We start from the raw sequence: 19,438 nt of genomic DNA, 5'->3' as shown, positions 1-19,438 counted from the left end.
TGCGATCAGGCGTAGGTATTGACCTGGGTGCCCAGAGAGCCGGAGGTGGCCAGCTGCTGGGGCTGGGGCAGGGCCTCCAGCATCTGGGCCGCGGACGACTTCTGGATGTCCAGGGCCTTTTTCAGCACGGTCATGTTCACGGCGTCCGAGGTTTTCTGGCTGGCCATGGCGGTGGCGGTGTTGACGAGGGATTGCGAGAGACCTACATCCATGGACATCTCCTTGTGCAGCCTCCGCTGGGAGACCGATGAGCAAAAGATGCCTCGTTATCGGCCCGCCGGCGCGAAGGCTTGAGCACTGTTACACCTCGCTGGCTTTTTCCGGGTAAACCCGCGGTTCAATCCAGTGCGCTGGATCCATAGGCATCGCAGGCGGAGAGGTCGGAATCGCTGCCCTTGGGCAACTGGCTGGCCGCATCGCGCAGTGCGGTCCGCAGCCCTTCCTCCAGCACCGGATGGTAGAACGGCATGCGCAGCATGTCGTGCACGGTGAGCTCCCGGTCCATGGCCAGCGCCAGCAGGTGGGCCATGTGTTCTCCGGCCGGGGCGCACATTTCCGCACCCAGCAGCCGGCCGGTGTCCCGCTGGGCGTAGAGGCTCAGGCGCCCGTGGTTGCGCTGCGCCACGCGGGCGCGCCCCTGCCGCGCGAAATCGACGGTGCCGGTCACCGATTCGTCCCGTTTCAGGTCCTTGTAGCGCCTGCCGACGGTCGCCGCGTTCGGTTCCGTGAACACGATGGACAGCGGCATGCGCCGGCGGAACCCGCGCACTTCGGGCGCCAGGGCATTGAGCCCGGCGATGTGTCCGTCGTCCGCTGCCTCGTGCAGCAGGGGGCGGAAGTCGTTCGCGTCCCCGGCCATGAACACCGGCAGGTCGCCGACCTGCGCCGTGCGCCGGTCCACCGGCGGCATGCCGTGCTTGTCCAGTTCCACTCCCAGCGTTTCCAGCCCGAGGTGCTCCACGTTCGGGCGGCGCCCCATGGCAGCGAGGACCTGGTCCACCACGACGGTGGCGCTGTCATTGGTGACCTCGATGCCCCCCGGCACCTCGCGCAGCGTCACTTCCTCCCCGACGTTCAGGACGAACTCCGATTTCAGCAGCTCCAGCAGCGTGTCGTTCACGGCGGGATCGGAGAGGCCGGCGATCTCCTTGCGGCTCGAGAACGCGGCCACCTCCACGCCCAGCCGTGCGAGCGCCTGGGCCATTTCCGCACCGAGGGGCCCCAGGCCGATGACCGCGATGCGCGGCCCCAGCCCGCGCTGCTCGAACAGGGTGTCGGTCGTGAGGATGCGGTCCCCGAAGGCCAGCCATTCCTCCGGCACGATCGGCCGGGAGCCTGTCGCGATGATGATGCTGCGGGCGTCGTACACGTGGCCGTCCACTTCCACCCTGTGTGGTCCCATGAGCCGGGCATGTCCGGCGATCCCCAGGGTGCCGATGTCGGACGCCTTGCGCGCGCCCGCCACGAAATCATCCCGAAGCGCGCGGACCCGCTCCAGCACGGCCGGAAGGTCCACCTCGAGCGACTGCTGCCCGCGGATGCCGAACGTATCGAAGCTGTGGCGGCGGTGGAAGGCATCTGCGGCCTCGATCAGCATCTTGGACGGCATGCAGCCCACCCGGGCGCAGGTGGTTCCCCACGGGCCGTCGTTCACGATCCGCACCCGCTCCGTGCGTTTGCGCACTTCGCGCAGTGCCGCGAGGCCGGCGGAACCCGCTCCGAGGATGATGACGTCCAACGTGTCGCTCATGGGCCTGGATCTCCTGCTCTGGTGGTTGACTCGGCAGGAAAGTGTCGGCGCGCGTGCGCGTGGGGGCATGTAGGCGGAAAGGCTGTCTTGTCCCGGCTGCAGCCCGGGCCGTGCCTGCTCTCAGGTATCGGGCCAGCCGGCCCGTCCCTGGGCGGCGTCGTCGATGCGCTGCCGGAACGCCGCGGCGCGCGGCTCGGCAATCGAAAGGCGCAACAGCACCAGCGAACCGTGCTCCACGTCCTGCAGTTTGGCCCCTGCGGCGTCCACCTCGCGGCGCACGAGTCCTTCCAGCGCGTAGGGCACCAGGCACTGGAGGGTGGCCATGCGCTCCAGGGGCACCTTGTCCGCCTGGAGCAGCGCCTGGGCCACGGTGTCCGCATACGCCCGCACGAGCCCGCCGGCACCGAGCTTCACCCCGCCGAAGTAGCGCACCACGGTGGCAAGGACGCCTTCCAGATCCTGGTGCCGCAGCACCTCCAGCATGGGCCGGCCCGCCGTGCCCCCCGGCTCCCCGTCGTCCACCGCGGCCGACTGGCCCCCGGCCAGCAGGGCCCAGCAGACATGTGCGGCGCCCGGGTGATCGCGCCGCAGGCCGTCCACCACCAGCTGGGCGGTGGCACGGTCGGCGACGGGCTGCACGCAGCCGATGAAGCGGCTCTTCTTGATGACGAGTTCGCTGTGCGAAGGCGCTCGGAGTGTTTGCGGCATAGGGGGCGCAAGTGTAGGCGGCCGGGCACCGTCGGCATCTCCTTCGTGGGGATTGATGCACGTCAACGGCCTCCGGCGCCGCCTTTCCTACGATAGGCCATCGCCGCATCGGCGGCATTGACCGAAGGAGAAACCCGACATGGCAAGACATTGGAAGGCATTGGCCCTGGCTCTGGCGCTGGGCGCCGGCGCATCCGCCCAAGCGGCGGACTGCAGCGTGGACATCGAAGGCAACGACGCCATGCAGTTCAACAAGGCTGCCATCGCCGTACCCCAGAGCTGCAAGCAGTTCACCGTCAAGCTCAAGCACGCGGGCAAGCTGCCCAAGACCGCCATGGGCCACAACTGGGTACTCACCAAGGCATCGGACATGCAGGGCGCTTCGACCGACGGCATGGCGGCCGGCGCGGAGAAGAATTTCGTCAAGGACGGCGACAAGCGCGTCATTGCCCATACGAAGATCATCGGTGGCGGTGAAAGCGATTCGGTGACGTTCCCGGTCTCTTCCCTCAAGGCTGGCGAGTCGTATGCCTACTTCTGCTCGTTCCCCGGCCATTCGGCGCTCATGAAGGGCACGCTGACGCTGTCGAAGTGACGCAGCGCCAGGGCGGGGCAGCCAATGCCCTGTCCGATGGCGGGAGCCGCCCATGCTCCGTGTGGCAGGGAAGCCACGGCAGGGTGTTTTGTCATGGAGGAAGCGTGCCGGCCTACAGGGGGCTCGCCGCAGCCCCCGTACCCTCATCGGGGTACCCCCTGCATGAAGACCACGCGACGTCCCCGTCGCTACAGGAAGCCCGCCATGCTGTCCTTCAACCTGAGCTCGTTCGCGCTGCCCCGTCCATTTTCCGCATTGCCCTTCCTGGGCGATGCTTCGGGTGCTTCACCCGCCGCCAAGGCGACCCCGGCGCCATCCGCCCCTGCGGACGGCTGCCTCCTGGTGTCGGCCTACGAAGATCCGCCTGCGGACCTCGACCAGCGGGTTCGCGCCGTCGGCGAGTGGTGAACAGGCAAGGCCGCCGGGTCCCTTGAGCCCCCGGCGGAGTTCCCGAGGTTCACGCCTGCAACGCGGCGAACTGCATCGGCTGGGGCAGGGCGGCGTGCTGCGGCTGCAGCTTGAAGATCGAGACCGCCTGCACGAGATCCTGGGCCTGCTGCTGCAGGCTCTTCGCCGCCGCCGAGCTTTGCTCGACCAGGGCGGCATTCTGCTGGGTGGCCTCGTCCATGTGGTTCACGGCAACGCCCACTTGCGACACGCCATGGCTCTGCTCGCTGCTGGCGGCGCTGATTTCCCCGACGATGTCGCTCACCCGCTTGATCGACGCCACCACTTCTTCCATGGTCTGGCCGGCCCGGTCCACCAGGGCAGTCCCTGCTTCCACCTGCGTCACGCTGTCGGTGATGAGGGTCTTGATTTCCCGGGCCGCCTGGGCGCTGCGCTGGGCGAGGCTGCGCACCTCGCTGGCGACCACGGCGAAGCCGCGTCCCTGTTCGCCCGCGCGGGCTGCTTCCACGGCGGCGTTCAGCGCGAGGATGTTGGTCTGGAAGGCGATGCCGTCGATGACGCCGATGATGTCGGAGATACGGCGCGAGCTCTCATTGATTTCCCTCATCGTCGTCACGACCTGGTTCACGGCGTCTCCGCCCTGCTGCGCCACACCGGTGGCCCCCTGGGCCAGCTGGTTCGCCTGCAGCGCGTTGTCGGCGTTGTGGCGCACGGTGGAGCTGAGCTCATCCATGGTGGCGGACGTTTGCTGCAGCGCGCTGGCCTGCTGTTCGGTGCGCATGCTCAGGTCGCTGGCACCGGTGGCGATCTCCGTCGAGCCGATGGCGATCGAATCCGATGCGCTGCGCACCTGGGTGACGATGCGCGCCAGGCTGCTCTGCATGCTGGCGATGGAGGCCATCACGCTGCCTGCCGCCACGCCGCCAGCCGCGCCCAGCGGGGCCAGGTCGCCTTCGGCCACGCGCTGGGCGGCCCAGCCCAGTTCGGACGGCTCCGCGCCCAGGGCACTCGACAGGCGGCGCGTGATGATCACGCCCGACACGATGGCCATGGCCACCGCGGCGAGGCAGGCGGCGAGCAGAATGTTCCGCTGCCGCACGAAACTCTCGGCGGCGGCAGCTTCCGTCGCGTCCGCGCGCTTGCCGGCATCGGTCACGAAATCTCCGGTCTTGCCCGTGAGCTGGGCGAGAAGAGGCCGGCATTCGTTGTTGATCTTGGTAACGGCGGCCTCGCGTTGACCGGCCACTGCCATCTTCACGATGTCGCGGGCCACAGGGCCATACACCGCCTCGATCTGCTCCAGTTCACGCAGCAATTGCCGGGTCGATCCCGGTGCAGCGCGATCCTGCTCTACCGCTTTCTTCAGCCCGGCCAGGTTCTTCTGGACGTCTTCATCGGCCTTGAGCACCAGGGCCTGTTCCTTGTCCGCTTCCTGGCGCTCGGTGACGAGCACCAGGTTGCGCACTGCAATCGCCCGGCGGTTCACCGCGCTGCGCAGGCCGCTCGCGAGGTCGGACTGTGCATTGATGCCTTGCACGTAGCCCGTGAACGTCTGGTTCGCGTTGCCCAGCGAGTGGAGCGAAAGAACCGAGACGATGAGCACCATCACCACCAGGGCTCCGAATGCGATGCTGAGCTGGTTTTTGACGGTCATTGTGGCTTTGCGCATGGGGATGTCTCCGTGGATAGGTGTCGCGCTCTTGCAGTGCGTGAACGCTGTGACGAATTATTGATCAATTTGAAAAAAATGATTTTAATGATTTCAATTGGCGTGTTCAAGAAAAATTTTTGCAATTTTTACGAAGCCAGTACAGTGTCCGGATCACCGTGAAACCCCATCGTGACCGTGGTGGCCTGCACAGCCCGGGACGCTTCTGAGGACGATCCCTCTAAAATCCAGGGCCCCGCCCCCACGCCATACCAATGAACGCCCCTGTTGACGTTTCCTTTTTCGCGCGCGCCGCCAAGCCGCTGACGAGCTATCGCCCCTATTGGGCGAAGCGCTTCGGCACGGCCCCGTTCCTGCCCATGAGCCGCGAGGAGATGCAGCAACTGGGTTGGGACAGCTGCGACGTGATCCTGGTGACGGGCGACGCCTACGTCGATCACCCGAGCTTCGGTATGGCGGTGATCGGCCGTACGCTGGAGGCGCAGGGCTTCCGTGTCGGCATCATCGCCCAGCCCGACTGGCAGAGCGCCGAGCCCTTCAAGGTGCTGGGCCGACCCAACCTGTTCTGGGGCGTGACGGCGGGCAACATGGATTCCATGATCAACCGGTACACGGCCGACCGGAAGATTCGCAGCGACGATGCCTACACCCCGGGCGACGTGGGCGGCAAGCGCCCCGACCGCGCGGCGATCGTGTACAGCCAGCGCTGCCGCGAGGCGTTCAAGGACGTGCCCATCATCCTGGGCGGCATCGAAGGCAGCCTGCGCCGCATTGCCCACTACGACTACTGGAGCGACAAGGTGCGCCGCTCCATCGTGGTCGATGCCAAATGCGACCTGCTGCTCTACGGCAACGCCGAGCGTGCGCTGGTCGAGGTGGCGCACCGCCTGGCTGCGCGCGAGCCGGTCGAGCAGATCACCGATGTGCGCGGCACGGCCTTCGTGCGCCGCCCCGGCGACGAGACGGCTGCCGGCTGGTTCGAGATCGACTCCACCACGGTCGATGAGCCGGGCCGTGTCGAGGCCCATGTGAATCCCTACCTCACGACCAGCGAGCAGGCGGCTGCACAGGGCAGCAGCTGCAGCAAGGAGGAGGGCGCTCCTGCGGCGCAGGATCCGAACCCCGCGGTGCAGCCAATCCAGTTCGTTGCCAACCCGGCGCTCAAGGCCAGGCTGAAAGTGCCCCCGCGCGAAAAGAGCGTGATCCGGCTGCCCAGCTATGAGCAGGTCAAGAGCGACCCGGTGCTCTATGCGCACGCCAACCGCGTGCTGCACCTGGAAACCAATCCCGGCAATGCCCGCGCGCTGGTGCAGGCGCACGGGGAGGGCCCCACGGCGCGCGATGTGTGGATCAACCCGCCGCCCATCCCGCTCACCACGGCCGAGATGGACCATGTCTTCGACCTGCCGTATGCCCGCGGCCCGCATCCCAGCTATGCCGACGAGAACGGCAGCCACGACGGGGCGACGAAGATCCCTGCGTGGGAGATGATCCGCTTCAGCGTGAACATCATGCGCGGCTGCTTCGGCGGCTGCACGTTCTGCTCGATCACCGAGCACGAGGGCCGCATCATCCAGAGCCGCAGCGAAGACTCGATCATCCAGGAGATCGAGGACATCCGCGACAAGGTCAAGGGTTTCACCGGCACCATTTCCGACCTGGGCGGCCCCACCGCCAACATGTACCGCCTGGGCTGCCGCAGTCCCGAGATCGAGGCGGCCTGTCGCAAGCCCAGTTGCGTCTATCCGGGCATCTGCCAGAACCTCACCACCGACCACGGCCCGCTCATCAAGATCTACCGCCGGGGCCGGGCGCTCAAGGGCATCAAGAAGATCCTCATCGGCTCGGGCCTGCGCTACGACCTGGCCGTGAAGTCGCCCGAATACGTCCGGGAACTGGTGCAGCACCACGTGGGGGGCTACCTGAAGATCGCGCCGGAGCACACGGAGCAGGGCCCGCTCACCAAGATGATGAAGCCGGGCATCGGCAGCTACGACCGCTTCAAGCAGATGTTCGAGCAGTTCAGCGAAGAGGCGGGCAAGAAGCAGTTCCTGATCCCGTATTTCATCGCCGCGCATCCGGGCACTAGCGACGAGGACATGATGAACCTCGCCATCTGGCTCAAGAAGAACGGCTTCCGCGCAGACCAGGTGCAGACCTTCTATCCCAGCCCCATGGCCACGGCCACGGCCATGTACCACTCCGGCCGCAACACGCTGACGCGGGTGCGGCGCCAGATGCGCGATGCGGCCGAGGAATCCGTGGACATCGTGCGCGGGGAGAAGCGCCGCCGCCTGCACAAGGCCTTCCTGCGCTACCACGATCCGAACAACTGGCCCCTGCTGCGCGAGGCGCTCAAGGCCATGGGCCGGGCCGACCTGATCGGCAACGGCAAGCACCACCTGATCCCGACCTTCCAGCCGATGACGGATGGCAGCTACCAGAGCGCCCGGCGCAAGAACAGCACCACGGCGCCCGCCAAGGGGCCGGCACCCGGCAAGCTGCTGACCCAGCACACGGGCCTGCCGCCCCGCGCGGGCGTCCGCACGGGCCCGCGCGCAGGCGGCCCATCGCCCGGTAAGCCAACCGCCGGCCCAAGGCCGGGTGGTGCAGGGCGGACCAAGCCGCGCTGAAACGCGGTGCGCCGGCTCTCCGGCTGCGCGGCCGTACCGCGCAGCCCGGCGGGCGCTGCAGCCCGGATGCAGGGCCATCAGGGCGCAGGCTGGGGTATGAGGTCTTCGATGATGAGACGCCGATAGAAAAAAGCCGCACTGGCGCCCAGCGGCTCCAGCGCCGCCTGCAGCGATTCCGGGCTGTCGTCCTCGTGCGGGCGGATCAGCAGCCCGTGGTGGCCCTGGGCTGCCAGCTCTGCGATGCGGCGCACGATCACGCCTTCCGCCCCTACGCTCGGCAGGGGAGTATCGGCATTGCCCAGGGTGCGCACCACGTGCTGCTGGATCGCGTCCGGCGGCGCATGCGACACATCGGCATACCCCTGGTCCGCCAGGGCCTGCCCTGCGTCGCGGCCCGGTTGTTCCCCAGGAAAGAGGGCGAATACGTAGCCCGTGGGATAGAACATGCCGGTGGGCGACGTCATGTCGGGATCGAGTGCGAACGGCTTCATGGGCTCACCTCTTGTGGGGCAAAGGATGCGCGCATGTCGGATCGCGCGGCTCCAGCCATTGGGCAATGCCGCGTTGCATCCGCCAGGTAGGGCAAGCCAGCGGCATGTTGTCGGACGACGCCGATGTGCCGAGGTCTGCCGCCGGTCAGTCGATGGTGTGCAGTGGGATGTCCTCCTGCAGGGCCCAGCGGTCCAGCTCCTCCCGCCGGCGATGGCGCAGGAAGCTGGCGATGGCGTCCCGGGTCGATGCATCGCGCGGGTCGGCATCCCGCGGCAGCCCGACCGCGCCGCACAGCCGGGCCATGAAGTGCGGCTCCAGGGCCGCGAGAGCCACCCGCCCGTCCTCGCATCGATAGACGCGGTATCCCGCATGGGCGCCGCCCACGTCGCCGGCCGGCAGGGCCAGGCCCCAGGTCCTGGGCATCGCCAGCCACCGTGCGGCCGCCGAGAGCGCGATCTCGTGTTCCGTTCCCCGTCCGGTGGAATGCCTGGCGAGCAATGCACGCAGTACCGCCTCGGAAGCCAGCAGGGCGCCCGCCATGTCCGCGTGCAGGCTGGCGGGCAGCAACTCTCCTTCAGGCAGGAGCCCCGCCTCTGCCTGGTAGGTGAGGTCGTGGCCGGGCGTTTCCGCGGCATCACCATGGCCGCCCACGATCCGGACCAGCGACAGGGCCGGATGGCGGTCCTGCAAGGCGGGCCAGTCCAGGCCGAGCCGCTGCAGCGCCGAGGGGCGGAACGAGGTGATCAGCACATCCGTGGTCGCCAGTTCCTGGTGCAGCAACGCCTGTCCCGCAGGCGCCTTCAAGTCGGCCTGGAGCACGCGGACGCCAGCATGCAGCTCCGCATAGGCCTGAGGGCAATAGAGCGCCATGGGGTCCGCGCTGGGCCGGCCCGCGGGTGCCGGCGGTTCGAGCTTCGTGCAGAGTGCCCCTTCGTCGCGGCATCGGGCCAGTGCCGCAGGTCCGGGAAGGTTCAGGGCGATGCTGAGGATGCGGGCACCGCCCAGCGCGCCGGTGGAGTGGGGTGGAGAGGCCATGTCCCAGTATCGCCTGGACAGGGCAGGAAGGCATGCCGCGCCATGCGCCCATGAAAAAAGCCGCCCGGAGGCGGCTTCGTGACCGTGCTGGCGCCCGCGGGCGGGCGCAGCCGGGGTCAGATCACCTTGGCGATCGACTGGCAGACATAGTCGATGTTCTTGCTGTTGAGCGCAGCCACGCACATGCGACCGGTGTCGGTGCCGTACACGCCGAACTCGGTGCGCAGGCGCACCATCTGGTCCTTGGACAGGCCCGAGTAGCTGAACATGCCGATCTGCTGCGTGATGAAGGACATGTCCTGCTGCACGCCGGCGGCCTTGAGGCCGTCCACCAGCTTCTGGCGCATGGCCTTGATGCGCACGCGCATCTCGCCCAGTTCCTTCTCCCACAGGGCGCGCAGTTCGGGGTTGCCCAGCACCGCTGCCACCACCGCGCCGCCATGCGTGGGCGGGTTGGAATAGTTGGTGCGGATGACGATCTTCAGCTGGCTCAGCACGCGGGAGGCCTCTTCTTTGTCGGCGCACAGCACGGACAGGCCGCCCACGCGCTCGCCGTACAGGCTGAAGCTCTTGGAGAAGGACGTGGAGACGAAGAAGCTCAGGCCGGCAGCCACGAACTTCTGGATCACCGCCCCGTCTTCCTGGATGCCGTGGCCGAAGCCCTGGTAGGCCATGTCGAGGAAGGCCGTCAGGCCCTGGGCCTTGACCACCGCCACCACCTGGTCCCACTGCTCGGGCGTGATGTCGTAGCCGGTCGGGTTGTGGCAGCAGGCGTGCAGCACGACGATGGTGCCGGGCGTGGCGGCCTTGAGGCTGGCCAGCATGCCTTCGAAGTTCACGCCGCGCTTGGCCGCGTCGTAGTAGGCGTAGGTATCCACCACGAAGCCGGCATTGGTGAACAGCGCGCGGTGGTTTTCCCAGCTCGGGTCGGAGATCAGCACCTTGGCATCGGGGCTGACCTTCTTGAGGAAGTCGGCGCCGATCTTCAGGCCGCCGGTGCCGCCGATGGCCTGCACGGTGGCCACGCGGCCGGAGGTGACAGGCTCGCTGCCCGCCCCGAACACCAGCGACTTGACGGCATTGTCATAGGCGACGATACCGTCGATGGGCAGGTAGCCGCGTGCCGAAGGCTTGTCCATCATGGCCTTTTCCGCGGCCTGGACGCATTGCAGCAGGGGCAGCTTGCCGTTGTCGTCGAAATACACGCCCACCCCCAGGTTGACCTTGTTGGGGTTGGTGTCAGCAGCGTACTGCTCGTTCAGACCCAGGATCGGGTCGCGCGGTGCCATTTCGACGGCGGTGAAGAGAGACATGGAGTTTCCTTGGGGTATCGACGAAGGATGTCGGAACGGGAGACCGGGCCTGTTGTACTCTGCCAGGTCGCCCCGATTTTAAGGGCTCCACCTTGAGCCAGCCCATGCCAAAACCCATCGAAACCATGCCGGAGACGCGAGGCGAAGGCACCCTCGTGCGCTTCCCCGATTCGCCCTTCGAGCTCTACCAGCCCTATCCGCCGGCAGGCGACCAGCCCGTCGCCATCGACCAGCTGGTCGAGGGCGTGCAGGACGGCGAGGTGTTCCAGACGCTGCTGGGCGTGACCGGCTCGGGCAAGACGTTCACCATGGCGAATGTGATCGCGCGGCTCGGCCGTCCGGCGATCGTGTTCGCGCCCAACAAGACGCTCGCCGCCCAACTCTACAGTGAGTTCCGGGAGTTCTTCCCGAACAATGCCGTCGAGTACTTCGTCAGCTACTACGACTATTACCAGCCCGAAGCCTACGTCCCGCAGCGCGACCTTTTCATCGAGAAGGACTCGGCCATCAACGAGCATATCGAGCAGATGCGGCTGTCGGCCACCAAGAGCGTGCTCGAGCGGCGCGACGTGGTCATCGTGGCCACGGTGAGCGCCATCTACGGCATCGGGGCGCCGGAGGACTACACCAAGATGCGCTTCATCATGCGCGTCGGCGACGAGATCAGCCAGCGCGACGTGATCTCGCGCCTGATCCGCATGCAATACACGCGCAACGAGCAGGATTTCGCGCGCGGCACCTTCCGCGTGCGCGGCGACACCATCGACGTGTTTCCTTCAGAGCACAGCGAACTGGCCATTCGCATCGAATTGTTCGACGACGAAATCGAGACCCTGTCGCTGTTCGATCCGCTCACCGGCCGCGTCCGCCAGAAGATCCCGCGTTTCACCATCTACCCCAGCAGCCACTACGTCACTCCCCGCGACAAGGTGCTGGCCGCCGTCGAGACCATCAAGCTGGAACTGAACGAGCGGCTGGCCCAGTTCGTGGCCGAGGGCAAGCTGGTGGAGGCGCAGCGCCTGGAGCAGCGCACCCGGTTCGACCTGGAGATGCTCAGCGAGGTCGGCCACTGCAAGGGCATCGAGAACTACACGCGCCACCTGTCCGGCGCCGCACCGGGCGATCCTCCGCCCACGCTCACTGACTACCTGCCCCCCGACGCCCTCATGTTCCTGGACGAGAGCCACCAGATGATCGGTCAGCTCGCGGCGATGTTCAACGGCGACCGCGCGCGCAAGACCACACTGGTGGAGTACGGCTTCCGCCTGCCGTCCGCGCTCGACAACCGCCCGCTCAAGTTCGAGGAATTCGAGCGACGCATGCGCCAGGTCGTTTTCGTGTCGGCCACTCCGGCCGACTACGAGAAGACCCACTCCGGCAAAGTGGTGGACCAGGTGGTGCGCCCGACCGGGCTGGTGGACCCCGTCGTGGAGGTCCGCCCCGCCACCCACCAGGTGGACGACGTGCTGCAGGAGATCCGCGTGCGCGTCGAGCGCAGCGAGCGGGTGTTGATCACCACGCTCACCAAGCGCATGGCCGAGCAGCTCACCGATTACCTGACCGACAACGGCGTGAAGGTGCGCTACCTGCACTCCGACATCGACACCGTCGAGCGCGTGGAAATCATCCGTGACCTGCGGCTCGGGGCCTTCGATGTGCTGGTGGGCATCAACCTGCTGCGCGAGGGGCTGGACATCCCGGAGGTGTCCCTGGTGGCCATCCTGGACGCGGACAAGGAAGGCTTCCTGCGCGCCGAGCGCAGCCTGATCCAGACCATCGGGCGTGCCGCGCGCAACCTGAACGGCCAGGCGATCCTCTATGCGGACCGCATCACCGATTCCATGAAAAAAGCCATCGGCGAAACGGAACGGCGGCGCGCGAAACAGATCGCACACAACGAAGCCCAGGGGATCACGCCACGGAGCATCGTCAAGCAGGTCCGCGACCTGATCGACGGGGTCTACAGCGAGAAGACCGGCCGGGAGGCCGAACGTCTCGAGCAGGAGGCCCTGCGGAGGGCCCAGGTCGAGGACATGTCCGAGAAGGACGTCGCCCGCGAAATCAAGCGGCTGGAAAAGCAGATGCTGGACCATGCGCGCAACCTGGAGTTCGAACAGGCCGCCCGGGTGCGGGACCAGCTGAACCGGCTGAAGGCGCAGGCCTTCGGCGCCAGCGGGGCCGACCAGGCGGCTTGATCGGAAGGAGAGGGCTCCGCCTGGGCGAAAAGGTGACTGATGGGTTTTGTTACCCGACAAAAACAATAGGGTTTTGTGCTATACTTGGGCGCAACACTCAAGAAAACAGCCCACGAAGAAGGGCTCCCGTGCTCCCCGTCCACCGGGGCTTCGCGCGGGAGTGTAGGGGCGGAGACGAGCCGGCAACCTCTGCGGTATGCCCACTGCCATCGGGTTCCGGCATTTCTATAACGGACAAGCTAGCAAAGGAGCTTGCGATGCGTCTCACTACCAAAGGCCGTTTCGCGGTCACCGCCATGATCGACCTGGCCCTCCGCCAGAACAATGGTCCCGTCACGCTGGCGGCCATCAGCCAGCGCCAGCAGATCTCGCTGTCGTACCTGGAGCAGCTCTTCGGCAAGCTGCGCCGCCATGAACTCGTCGAATCCACCCGTGGCCCGGGCGGCGGCTACACCCTGGCCCGCAAGGCGGCCGACATCACCGTCGCCGACATCATCGTGTCGGTGGACGAGCCCATCGACGCCACGCAATGCGGCGGCAAGGAAAACTGCCTGGGCGAGGCCGGCCGCTGCATGACGCACGAGCTGTGGGCTTCCCTGAACCAGCGCATGGTCGAGTTCCTGGACTCCGTCACGCTGCAGAAGCTGGTGGACGACCAGATCGCCAAGGGCGTGCAGATCGAGGACAAGCCGGTGGTCCGCCGCGCCATTTCCACGACGCCGGTGGTCAAGCCCATCCGCGTGAATGCACCCAACTCCGTGTTCGCCCTGGGCAACGCATTCGCCAAATCCTGAACCCGACGGCCCGGGCGACCCCGGGGTCCGGGGCCGGCTCCGCCAGGGCCGCTCCCGTCGCCACGATTCGCCAGCCAGACATTTACTGAGCCAGCCATGGACATGACACCGCATTTCCCCATCTACCTGGACTATGGAGCCACGACGCCGGTCGATCCGCGCGTGGTGGACGCCATGATCCCCTGGTTGCGCGAGCACTTCGGCAACCCGGCGTCGCGCAGCCATGCGTGGGGCTGGGAAGCCGAGGAGGCCGTGGAAAAGGCGCGTGCCGATGTCGCGGCGCTCATCCATGCGGACCCGCGCGAGATCGTCTGGACCAGCGGTGCCACCGAGTCCAACAACCTCGCCATCAAGGGCGCGGGCCAGTTCTACAAGGGCAAGGGCAAGCACCTGATCACCGTCAAGACGGAGCACAAGGCCGTTCTCGACACCATGCGCGAGATGGAGCGCCAGGGCTTCGAGGTCACCTACCTGGATGTCCAGGAAAACGGCCTGCTCGACTTCGAAGTGCTGAAGGCTGCCATCCGTCCCGACACCATCCTGCTGAGCGTGATGTTCGTGAACAACGAGATCGGCGTCATCCAGGACATTCCCGCGATCGGCGCGCTGTGCCGTGAAAAGGGGGTGATCTTCCACGTCGATGCGGCACAGGCGACCGGCAAGGTGGAGATCGACCTGCAGACGCTGCCGGTGGACCTCATGAGCCTGGCTTCGCACAAGACCTACGGCCCCAAGGGTATCGGCGCGCTCTATGTGCGCCGCAAGCCCCGTGTGCGCCTGGAGGCGCAGATGCATGGCGGCGGGCATGAACGCGGCATGCGCTCGGGCACCCTGCCGACGCACCAGATCGTCGGCATGGGCGAGGCCTTCCGCATTGCCCGCGAGGAAATGGCGCAGGATCTGGAGAAGGCCCGCGCGCTGCAGAAGCGGCTGCTGGACGGCCTTTCCGACATCGAGCAGGTGTTCGTCAACGGTGATCTCGAGCGCCGGGTGCCGCACAACCTCAACATCAGCTTCAACTACGTCGAAGGCGAGTCGCTGATCATGGGCATCAAGGGCCTGGCGGTGTCGTCCGGCTCGGCGTGCACGTCGGCGAGCCTCGAGCCCAGCTACGTGCTGCGCGCCCTCGGCCGCAGCGACGAACTGGCGCACAGCAGCCTGCGCATGACGATCGGCCGGTTCACGACCGAGGAGGAGATCGATTTCGCGGTGTCCTCCATTCGCCACAACGTCGCCAAGCTGCGCGAACTGAGCCCCCTGTGGGAAATGTACAAGGATGGCGTGGACATCAGCTCCATCCAATGGGCTGCCCACTGATCCCGGCAGCCGCGAAGAAGTGAAAGGCAGGTAGAAATCATGGCTTACTCCGACAAGGTCATCGACCATTACGAAAACCCCCGCAACGTGGGTTCGTTCGACAAGAGCGACGATTCCGTGGGCACCGGCATGGTGGGCGCCCCCGCCTGTGGCGACGTGATGAAGCTGCAGATCAAGGTGAACCCGGAAACCGGCGTGATCGAGGACGCACGCTTCAAGACGTACGGGTGCGGTTCGGCCATCGCATCCTCTTCCCTGGTCACCGAGTGGGTCAAGGGCAAGACGCTGGACGAGGCCGCGGCCCTCAAGAATGCCGAGATCGCCCAGGAACTGGCGCTGCCGCCGGTCAAGATCCATTGCTCCATCCTCGCTGAGGATGCGATCAAGGCCGCCGTGCAGGACTACAAGGCCAAGCATTCGGCCCTGGCGGGAGCCTGACCGGCCATGGCGATCACTCTCACGGAAGCCGCAGCGCGGCACGTCAGCCGGTACCTGTCCCGCAGGGGCAAGGGCCTGGGCGTGCGCCTGGGGGTGAAGACCACCGGTTGCTCCGGCCTGGCCTACAAGCTGGAGTATGTCGATGCGCCCGAGCCCGAGGACGTGGTCTTCGAGGACCACGGCGTCAAGGTGCTGATCGACCCGAAGAGCCTGGCCTATATCGACGGCACGCAGCTGGATTTCGTGCGCGAAGGATTGAACGAAGGTTTTCGCTTCAACAATCCCAACGAGCGCGACCGCTGCGGTTGCGGGGAAAGCTTCCGCGTCTGAGCCGTCCGGCTCTCCGGGCGTTTCTGCCGGCGTTGCCCGGCATGGACCATGACGAACCGCCATCGCAGGTGTGCTGGCGGTTTTTTTCTTGACATGAACCTGCAATCCGACGATTTCGAGCTTTTCGACCTGCCCAGGCGTTTCACACAGGAGCGTGCGGCGATCGATGCCCGCTGGAAAGCCCTGCAGCGGGAAGCCCACCCCGACCGTTTCGCTGCGCAGGGCGCAGCGGCCCAGAGGGTGGCCATGCAATGGTCCGTGCGCATCAACGAGGCCTACCAGCGGCTGAAGGATCCGATCCGCAGGGCTGCCTACCTGTGCGAACTCCATGGCGCACCCATCCAGGCGGAGGACAACACGGCCATGCCGGCGGCATTCCTGATGCAGCAGATGGAGTGGCGCGAAGCACTCGACGAGGCTGCTGACGGAGCCGCCATCGACCGCCTGGAGGCGGAGGTGCAGCAGGCCCGTGGCGATGCACTGGATCGCTGCGCCGAACTGATCGACGTGCGCCACGACCATGCGGCCGCGGCAGGAGAGGTCAGAGGCCTTATGTTCATTGAGCGCTTTGCACTCGACGTCGATCGCCGCCGGGAGCAACTGGAACAATAGCCCGCTTGGCTCCTTTCGCAGGCCCGCGTGGTCTCGCGCGTTTTCCATTCACCGGTCCGGCCCGCCCCGCATGGTGCGCCTTACCGTCCGGTTTGCCTTCTACCACCACCATGGCGCTTTTGCAGATTTCCGAACCCGGCCAGTCCCCGAATCCCCACCAGCGTCGCATCGCGGTCGGTATCGATCTCGGGACCACCCACTCCCTGGTCGCCGCCGTGCGCAACGGCACTGCGGAATGCCTGCCGGATGCCGAGGGCCGGTTGCTGCTGCCGTCGGTGGTGCGCTACCTGCCCCAGGGGCGCCGGCAGATCGGCCATGCCGCCATGGGAGCGCGGTCGGAAGACGCCGCCAACACCCTGGTATCGGTGAAGCGTTTCATGGGCCGCGGACTCAAGGACATCGACCATCCCGAGCGCCTGCCCTATGCCTTCGTGTCCGGCCAGGACGGCGACATGGTGGCGATGGAAACCGTGGACGGGGTGAAGTCCCCCGTCGAAGTGAGCGCGGAAATCCTGGCCGAACTGCGCCACCGCGCCGAAGATACCTTCGACGATGACCTGTACGGCGCGGTGATCACCGTGCCGGCCTATTTCGATGATGCACAGCGGCAGGCGACCAAGGATGCAGCCCGCCTGGCGGGCCTGAACCTGCTGCGCCTCATCAACGAACCCACGGCTGCGGCCATTGCCTACGGCCTGGACAACGCCAGCGAGGGTGTCTATGCGGTGTACGACCTGGGCGGTGGAACCTTCGATATCTCCATCCTGCGCCTGACGCAGGGGGTGTTCGAGGTGATCGCCACCGGTGGCGACTCCGCGCTCGGTGGCGACGACTACGATGCTGCGCTGGCGGAGTGGGCGTTGCAGCGGCTGGGCATCCGGGCGGAAAGCGCGCAGGACAAGGCGGCGGCGCGCATCGCGGCACGGGCGTGCAAGGAAGGGCTGACGGCCGCGGAGAGTGCGCTGTTTTCGGCGCGGATCGGCGGCAACGAGGTCCGGCTGGACGTGCTCCGCGGTGATTTCGACGCCATCACGTCGGCGCTGACGGAGCGTACGCTGGCTGCGGTGCGCCGGGCCCTGCGGGACGCACGCCTGCAGCGGGACGACATCCGGGGCGTGGTAATGGTCGGCGGGTCCACCCGCATGCCGCAGATCCAGCACGCAGTGGCCGCGTTCTTCGGCACCGAGCCCCTGAACAACCTGAATCCGGACGAAGTGGTCGCCCTGGGAGCCGCCATCCAGGCCCACCAGCTTGCGGGCAACGACCCGGCTGGCGACATGCTGCTGCTGGACGTGATTCCGCTGTCGCTGGGCATCGAGACGATGGGGGGGCTCGTGGAGCGCATCATCTCGCGCAACGAGACCATTCCCACCGCCAAGGCCCAGGATTTCACCACGTACAAGGACGGCCAGACGGCCCTGGCCATCCACGTGGTGCAGGGCGAGCGGGATCTGGTCGCGGATTGCCGCAGCCTGGCCCGCTTCGAGCTGCGCGGCATCCCGCCGATGGCGGCAGGAGCGGCGCGCATCCGCGTCACTTTCACGGTGGATGCCGATGGCCTGCTGGGCGTGAGCGCGCGCGAGCAGAGCACCGGCATCGAGGCCCGGGTGGACGTCAAGCCATCCTACGGCCTGTCCGACGACCAGATCGCGCGCATGCTGCAGGAAGGTTTCGCCACGGCGGGCGAGGACATGCGCGCCCGTGCGCTGGTCGAGGCCCGGGTGGAGGCGGACCGGATGCTCATGGCCACCCGCACGGCGCTGGAGGCCGACGGCGATATCCTGCCGGCGGCCGAGCGCCAGTCCATCGATGCGCTCGTGCAGGCCCTGGAGGCGGTGCGCGAGCACGAAGATGCCTCCGCCATCGATGCCGCGACCCAGGCCCTCGCCAAGGGGACGGAAGCTTTCGCTGCCCGGCGCATGAACCGGGGCATCCAGCAGGCGCTGGCCGGCAAGAGCGTCCAGAGCCTCTGAGACACCAGAACATCCTTTCAAGCCAGTCCACGACATGCCCGTCATCAAGATATTGCCCCATCCCGAATACTGTCCTGCCGGCACGGAGGTGAACGCGCCCGCGGGGACCTCGATCTGCGAAGCCCTGCTGGACAACGGCATCAAGATCGAGCACGCCTGCGACATGAGCTGCGCCTGCACCACCTGCCATGTGATCGTGCGGCAGGGCTACGACTCGCTCAACGAGGCCGAGGAAGAGGAGGAAGACCTGCTCGACCGCGCCTGGGGGCTCGAGCCGCAGTCGCGGCTGTCCTGCCAGGCGATCCTTGCGCAGCAGGACGTGACGGTGGAGATTCCGAAGTACACCATCAACCATGCCAAGGAGAACCACTGATGCACGTCCAGGCTGAATCCCGCCCGGCCGGCGCCGCGGCATGTGCAGGAGCCCCGGCATGACGCGGCAGATCGTTCTCGATACCGAAACCACGGGCCTGTCCGCGGAAGGTGGCGACCGCATCATCGAACTGGGATGCGTGGAGCTGTTGAACCGCAAGCTGACCGGCAACAACCTGCACCTGTACTTCAACCCGGAGCGCGACAGCCACGAAGACGCGCTGAAGGTGCACGGCATCAGCAATGAGTTCCTGAAGGACAAGCCCAAGTTCGCCGAGGTGGTGGACGAGATCCTGGAGTACCTGCAGGGCGCGGAAATCATCATCCATAACGCGGCCTTCGACGTGGGCTTCCTGAACAAGGAGCTGGAGCTGACGGGTCGCCCCGCGTTCACGAGCTATGTCGAGAGCGTGACGGACACGCTGGTGATGGCCAAGGAGATGTACCCGGGCAAGCGCAACTCGCTGGACGCGCTGTGCGACCGGCTGGGCGTGGACAACTCCGGTCGTACGCTGCACGGGGCGCTGCTGGATGCTGAGCTGCTGGCCGACGTCTACATCAACCTCACGCGCGGCCAGGATGCGCTGCTCATCGCCGACGACGCGCAGGAGGGTGACGAGTCCGCCGTGCGCCTTGCGCCCGTGGACCTTTCGGCCTTCACGCTGCCGGTGCTCCTGGCCAGCGAGCAGGAACTGGCGGCGCATGACGAAGTGCTGGCCCAGATCGACAAGGCCAGCGGTGGTAAAACTATTTGGAAAATTTCTTCTGACAGCCAGAAAGCTATGCCATAATCATAGGCTGCCG

The 19,438-nt window shown here is 66.7% G+C and carries 19 protein-coding genes; 12 read left to right on the top strand and 7 right to left on the bottom strand.

Annotation, left to right across the window (positions count from 1 at the left end; genetic code table 11):
- Positions 1-5: 5 nt before the first annotated feature.
- The 3 genes from ACAV_RS13805 to ACAV_RS13795 form a co-directional block, all read right to left on the bottom strand.
- On the bottom strand, positions 6-212 hold the full coding sequence (locus ACAV_RS13805; protein ID WP_013595187.1) for a YjfB family protein: 207 nt from the start codon (positions 210-212) through the stop codon (positions 6-8).
- Positions 213-337: 125 nt separating this feature from the next.
- Entirely contained in the window at positions 338-1,750 is a 1,413-nt protein-coding gene (locus ACAV_RS13800) for a dihydrolipoyl dehydrogenase (RefSeq protein ID WP_013595186.1), read from the bottom strand.
- Positions 1,751-1,870: 120 nt separating this feature from the next.
- Positions 1,871-2,458 carry an IMPACT family protein gene (locus tag ACAV_RS13795; RefSeq protein ID WP_013595185.1) on the bottom strand — a complete coding sequence of 196 codons (588 nt, stop codon included), beginning with the start codon at positions 2,456-2,458 and terminating at the stop codon, positions 1,871-1,873.
- A 139-nt stretch (positions 2,459-2,597) separates the two neighbouring features.
- Between ACAV_RS13795 and azu the strand changes: the two genes are divergently transcribed.
- Both azu and ACAV_RS13785 read left to right on the top strand, forming a co-directional pair.
- Positions 2,598-3,053 carry an azurin gene (azu, locus tag ACAV_RS13790; protein ID WP_013595184.1) on the top strand — a complete coding sequence of 152 codons (456 nt, stop codon included), beginning with the start codon at positions 2,598-2,600 and terminating at the stop codon, positions 3,051-3,053.
- Positions 3,054-3,257: 204 nt separating this feature from the next.
- Positions 3,258-3,461, top strand: coding sequence for a hypothetical protein (locus tag ACAV_RS13785; RefSeq protein WP_041828774.1), 204 nt, complete (start codon positions 3,258-3,260; stop codon positions 3,459-3,461).
- A gap of 49 nt (positions 3,462-3,510) precedes the next feature.
- Here ACAV_RS13785 and ACAV_RS13780 read toward each other — a convergent pair whose 3' ends face one another.
- Positions 3,511-5,130, bottom strand: a complete 1,620-nt coding sequence (locus ACAV_RS13780) for a methyl-accepting chemotaxis protein (protein WP_013595183.1) — start codon at positions 5,128-5,130, stop codon at positions 3,511-3,513.
- Between the two features lie 254 nt (positions 5,131-5,384).
- On the opposite strand from ACAV_RS13780, the gene ACAV_RS13775 reads away from it, so the two are divergent.
- Positions 5,385-7,763, top strand: coding sequence for a YgiQ family radical SAM protein (locus ACAV_RS13775; RefSeq protein WP_013595182.1), 2,379 nt, complete (start codon positions 5,385-5,387; stop codon positions 7,761-7,763).
- A 77-nt stretch (positions 7,764-7,840) separates the two neighbouring features.
- Here ACAV_RS13775 and ACAV_RS13770 read toward each other — a convergent pair whose 3' ends face one another.
- The 3 genes from ACAV_RS13770 to ACAV_RS13760 all read right to left on the bottom strand — a co-directional run bounded on the left by ACAV_RS13770 (position 7,841) and on the right by ACAV_RS13760 (position 10,603).
- Entirely contained in the window at positions 7,841-8,254 is a 414-nt protein-coding gene (locus tag ACAV_RS13770; RefSeq protein WP_013595181.1) for a hypothetical protein, read from the bottom strand.
- Positions 8,255-8,399: 145 nt separating this feature from the next.
- Positions 8,400-9,290, bottom strand: a complete 891-nt coding sequence (locus ACAV_RS13765) for a CoA transferase (RefSeq protein WP_013595180.1) — start codon at positions 9,288-9,290, stop codon at positions 8,400-8,402.
- Positions 9,291-9,406: 116 nt separating this feature from the next.
- On the bottom strand, positions 9,407-10,603 hold the full coding sequence (locus ACAV_RS13760) for an amino acid aminotransferase (protein ID WP_013595179.1): 1,197 nt from the start codon (positions 10,601-10,603) through the stop codon (positions 9,407-9,409).
- Positions 10,604-10,707: 104 nt separating this feature from the next.
- Between ACAV_RS13760 and uvrB the strand changes: the two genes are divergently transcribed.
- From uvrB to dnaQ, 9 genes are all read left to right on the top strand, one after another.
- Complete coding sequence (gene uvrB / locus ACAV_RS13755) at positions 10,708-12,798, top strand: excinuclease ABC subunit UvrB (RefSeq protein ID WP_013595178.1); 2,091 nt, start codon at positions 10,708-10,710, stop codon at positions 12,796-12,798.
- Positions 12,799-13,055: 257 nt separating this feature from the next.
- The gene (gene iscR / locus ACAV_RS13750) at positions 13,056-13,592 is read left to right on the top strand and encodes a Fe-S cluster assembly transcriptional regulator IscR (protein ID WP_011795546.1); all 537 of its coding nucleotides are present in this window, start codon (positions 13,056-13,058) and stop codon (positions 13,590-13,592) included.
- A gap of 96 nt (positions 13,593-13,688) precedes the next feature.
- On the top strand, positions 13,689-14,909 hold the full coding sequence (locus tag ACAV_RS13745; RefSeq protein ID WP_013595177.1) for an IscS subfamily cysteine desulfurase: 1,221 nt from the start codon (positions 13,689-13,691) through the stop codon (positions 14,907-14,909).
- Positions 14,910-14,948: 39 nt separating this feature from the next.
- Positions 14,949-15,347, top strand: a complete 399-nt coding sequence (iscU, locus tag ACAV_RS13740) for a Fe-S cluster assembly scaffold IscU (protein ID WP_011795548.1) — start codon at positions 14,949-14,951, stop codon at positions 15,345-15,347.
- 6 nt (positions 15,348-15,353) lie between these two features.
- Positions 15,354-15,677 carry an iron-sulfur cluster assembly protein IscA gene (gene iscA, locus ACAV_RS13735; RefSeq protein WP_013595176.1) on the top strand — a complete coding sequence of 108 codons (324 nt, stop codon included), beginning with the start codon at positions 15,354-15,356 and terminating at the stop codon, positions 15,675-15,677.
- Between the two features lie 93 nt (positions 15,678-15,770).
- A complete protein-coding gene (hscB, locus tag ACAV_RS13730) occupies positions 15,771-16,289 on the top strand; it encodes a Fe-S protein assembly co-chaperone HscB (protein ID WP_013595175.1) in 519 nt (172 codons plus the stop codon).
- 110 nt (positions 16,290-16,399) lie between these two features.
- Positions 16,400-18,262, top strand: coding sequence for a Fe-S protein assembly chaperone HscA (gene hscA, locus ACAV_RS13725; RefSeq protein ID WP_013595174.1), 1,863 nt, complete (start codon positions 16,400-16,402; stop codon positions 18,260-18,262).
- A gap of 34 nt (positions 18,263-18,296) precedes the next feature.
- Positions 18,297-18,635 (top strand): ISC system 2Fe-2S type ferredoxin, encoded by a 339-nt coding sequence (gene fdx, locus ACAV_RS13720; protein WP_013595173.1) that lies wholly within the window; start codon positions 18,297-18,299, stop codon positions 18,633-18,635.
- A 58-nt stretch (positions 18,636-18,693) separates the two neighbouring features.
- Complete coding sequence (gene dnaQ / locus ACAV_RS13715; protein WP_013595172.1) at positions 18,694-19,425, top strand: DNA polymerase III subunit epsilon; 732 nt, start codon at positions 18,694-18,696, stop codon at positions 19,423-19,425.
- The last annotated feature ends 13 nt before the right edge of the window (positions 19,426-19,438 follow it).

It is taken from the genome of Paracidovorax avenae ATCC 19860 (genome assembly GCF_000176855.2).
Taxonomy (GTDB): Bacteria; Pseudomonadota; Gammaproteobacteria; order Burkholderiales; family Burkholderiaceae_C; genus Paracidovorax; species Paracidovorax avenae.
The sequence above is the reverse complement of the archived record's forward strand: the minus strand, read 5'-3'. Positions and strand labels throughout refer to the sequence as shown.

What these genes read in the sequence shown, in the direction of transcription:
- ACAV_RS13805 (WP_013595187.1), bottom strand. Translation starts at nt 212, where the DNA reads ATGGATGTAGGTCTCTCGCAATCCCTCGTCAACACCGCCACCGCCATG.
- ACAV_RS13800 (WP_013595186.1), bottom strand. Translation starts at nt 1,750, where the DNA reads ATGAGCGACACGTTGGACGTCATCATCCTCGGAGCGGGTTCCGCCGGC.
- ACAV_RS13795 (WP_013595185.1), bottom strand. Translation starts at nt 2,458, where the DNA reads ATGCCGCAAACACTCCGAGCGCCTTCGCACAGCGAACTCGTCATCAAG.
- azu (WP_013595184.1), top strand. Translation starts at nt 2,598, where the DNA reads ATGGCAAGACATTGGAAGGCATTGGCCCTGGCTCTGGCGCTGGGCGCC.
- ACAV_RS13785 (WP_041828774.1), top strand. Translation starts at nt 3,258, where the DNA reads ATGCTGTCCTTCAACCTGAGCTCGTTCGCGCTGCCCCGTCCATTTTCC.
- ACAV_RS13780 (WP_013595183.1), bottom strand. Translation starts at nt 5,130, where the DNA reads ATGCGCAAAGCCACAATGACCGTCAAAAACCAGCTCAGCATCGCATTC.
- ACAV_RS13775 (WP_013595182.1), top strand. Translation starts at nt 5,385, where the DNA reads ATGAACGCCCCTGTTGACGTTTCCTTTTTCGCGCGCGCCGCCAAGCCG.
- ACAV_RS13770 (WP_013595181.1), bottom strand. Translation starts at nt 8,254, where the DNA reads ATGAAGCCGTTCGCACTCGATCCCGACATGACGTCGCCCACCGGCATG.
- ACAV_RS13765 (WP_013595180.1), bottom strand. Translation starts at nt 9,290, where the DNA reads ATGGCCTCTCCACCCCACTCCACCGGCGCGCTGGGCGGTGCCCGCATC.
- ACAV_RS13760 (WP_013595179.1), bottom strand. Translation starts at nt 10,603, where the DNA reads ATGTCTCTCTTCACCGCCGTCGAAATGGCACCGCGCGACCCGATCCTG.
- uvrB (WP_013595178.1), top strand. Translation starts at nt 10,708, where the DNA reads ATGCCAAAACCCATCGAAACCATGCCGGAGACGCGAGGCGAAGGCACC.
- iscR (WP_011795546.1), top strand. Translation starts at nt 13,056, where the DNA reads ATGCGTCTCACTACCAAAGGCCGTTTCGCGGTCACCGCCATGATCGAC.
- ACAV_RS13745 (WP_013595177.1), top strand. Translation starts at nt 13,689, where the DNA reads ATGGACATGACACCGCATTTCCCCATCTACCTGGACTATGGAGCCACG.
- iscU (WP_011795548.1), top strand. Translation starts at nt 14,949, where the DNA reads ATGGCTTACTCCGACAAGGTCATCGACCATTACGAAAACCCCCGCAAC.
- iscA (WP_013595176.1), top strand. Translation starts at nt 15,354, where the DNA reads ATGGCGATCACTCTCACGGAAGCCGCAGCGCGGCACGTCAGCCGGTAC.
- hscB (WP_013595175.1), top strand. Translation starts at nt 15,771, where the DNA reads ATGAACCTGCAATCCGACGATTTCGAGCTTTTCGACCTGCCCAGGCGT.
- hscA (WP_013595174.1), top strand. Translation starts at nt 16,400, where the DNA reads ATGGCGCTTTTGCAGATTTCCGAACCCGGCCAGTCCCCGAATCCCCAC.
- fdx (WP_013595173.1), top strand. Translation starts at nt 18,297, where the DNA reads ATGCCCGTCATCAAGATATTGCCCCATCCCGAATACTGTCCTGCCGGC.
- dnaQ (WP_013595172.1), top strand. Translation starts at nt 18,694, where the DNA reads ATGACGCGGCAGATCGTTCTCGATACCGAAACCACGGGCCTGTCCGCG.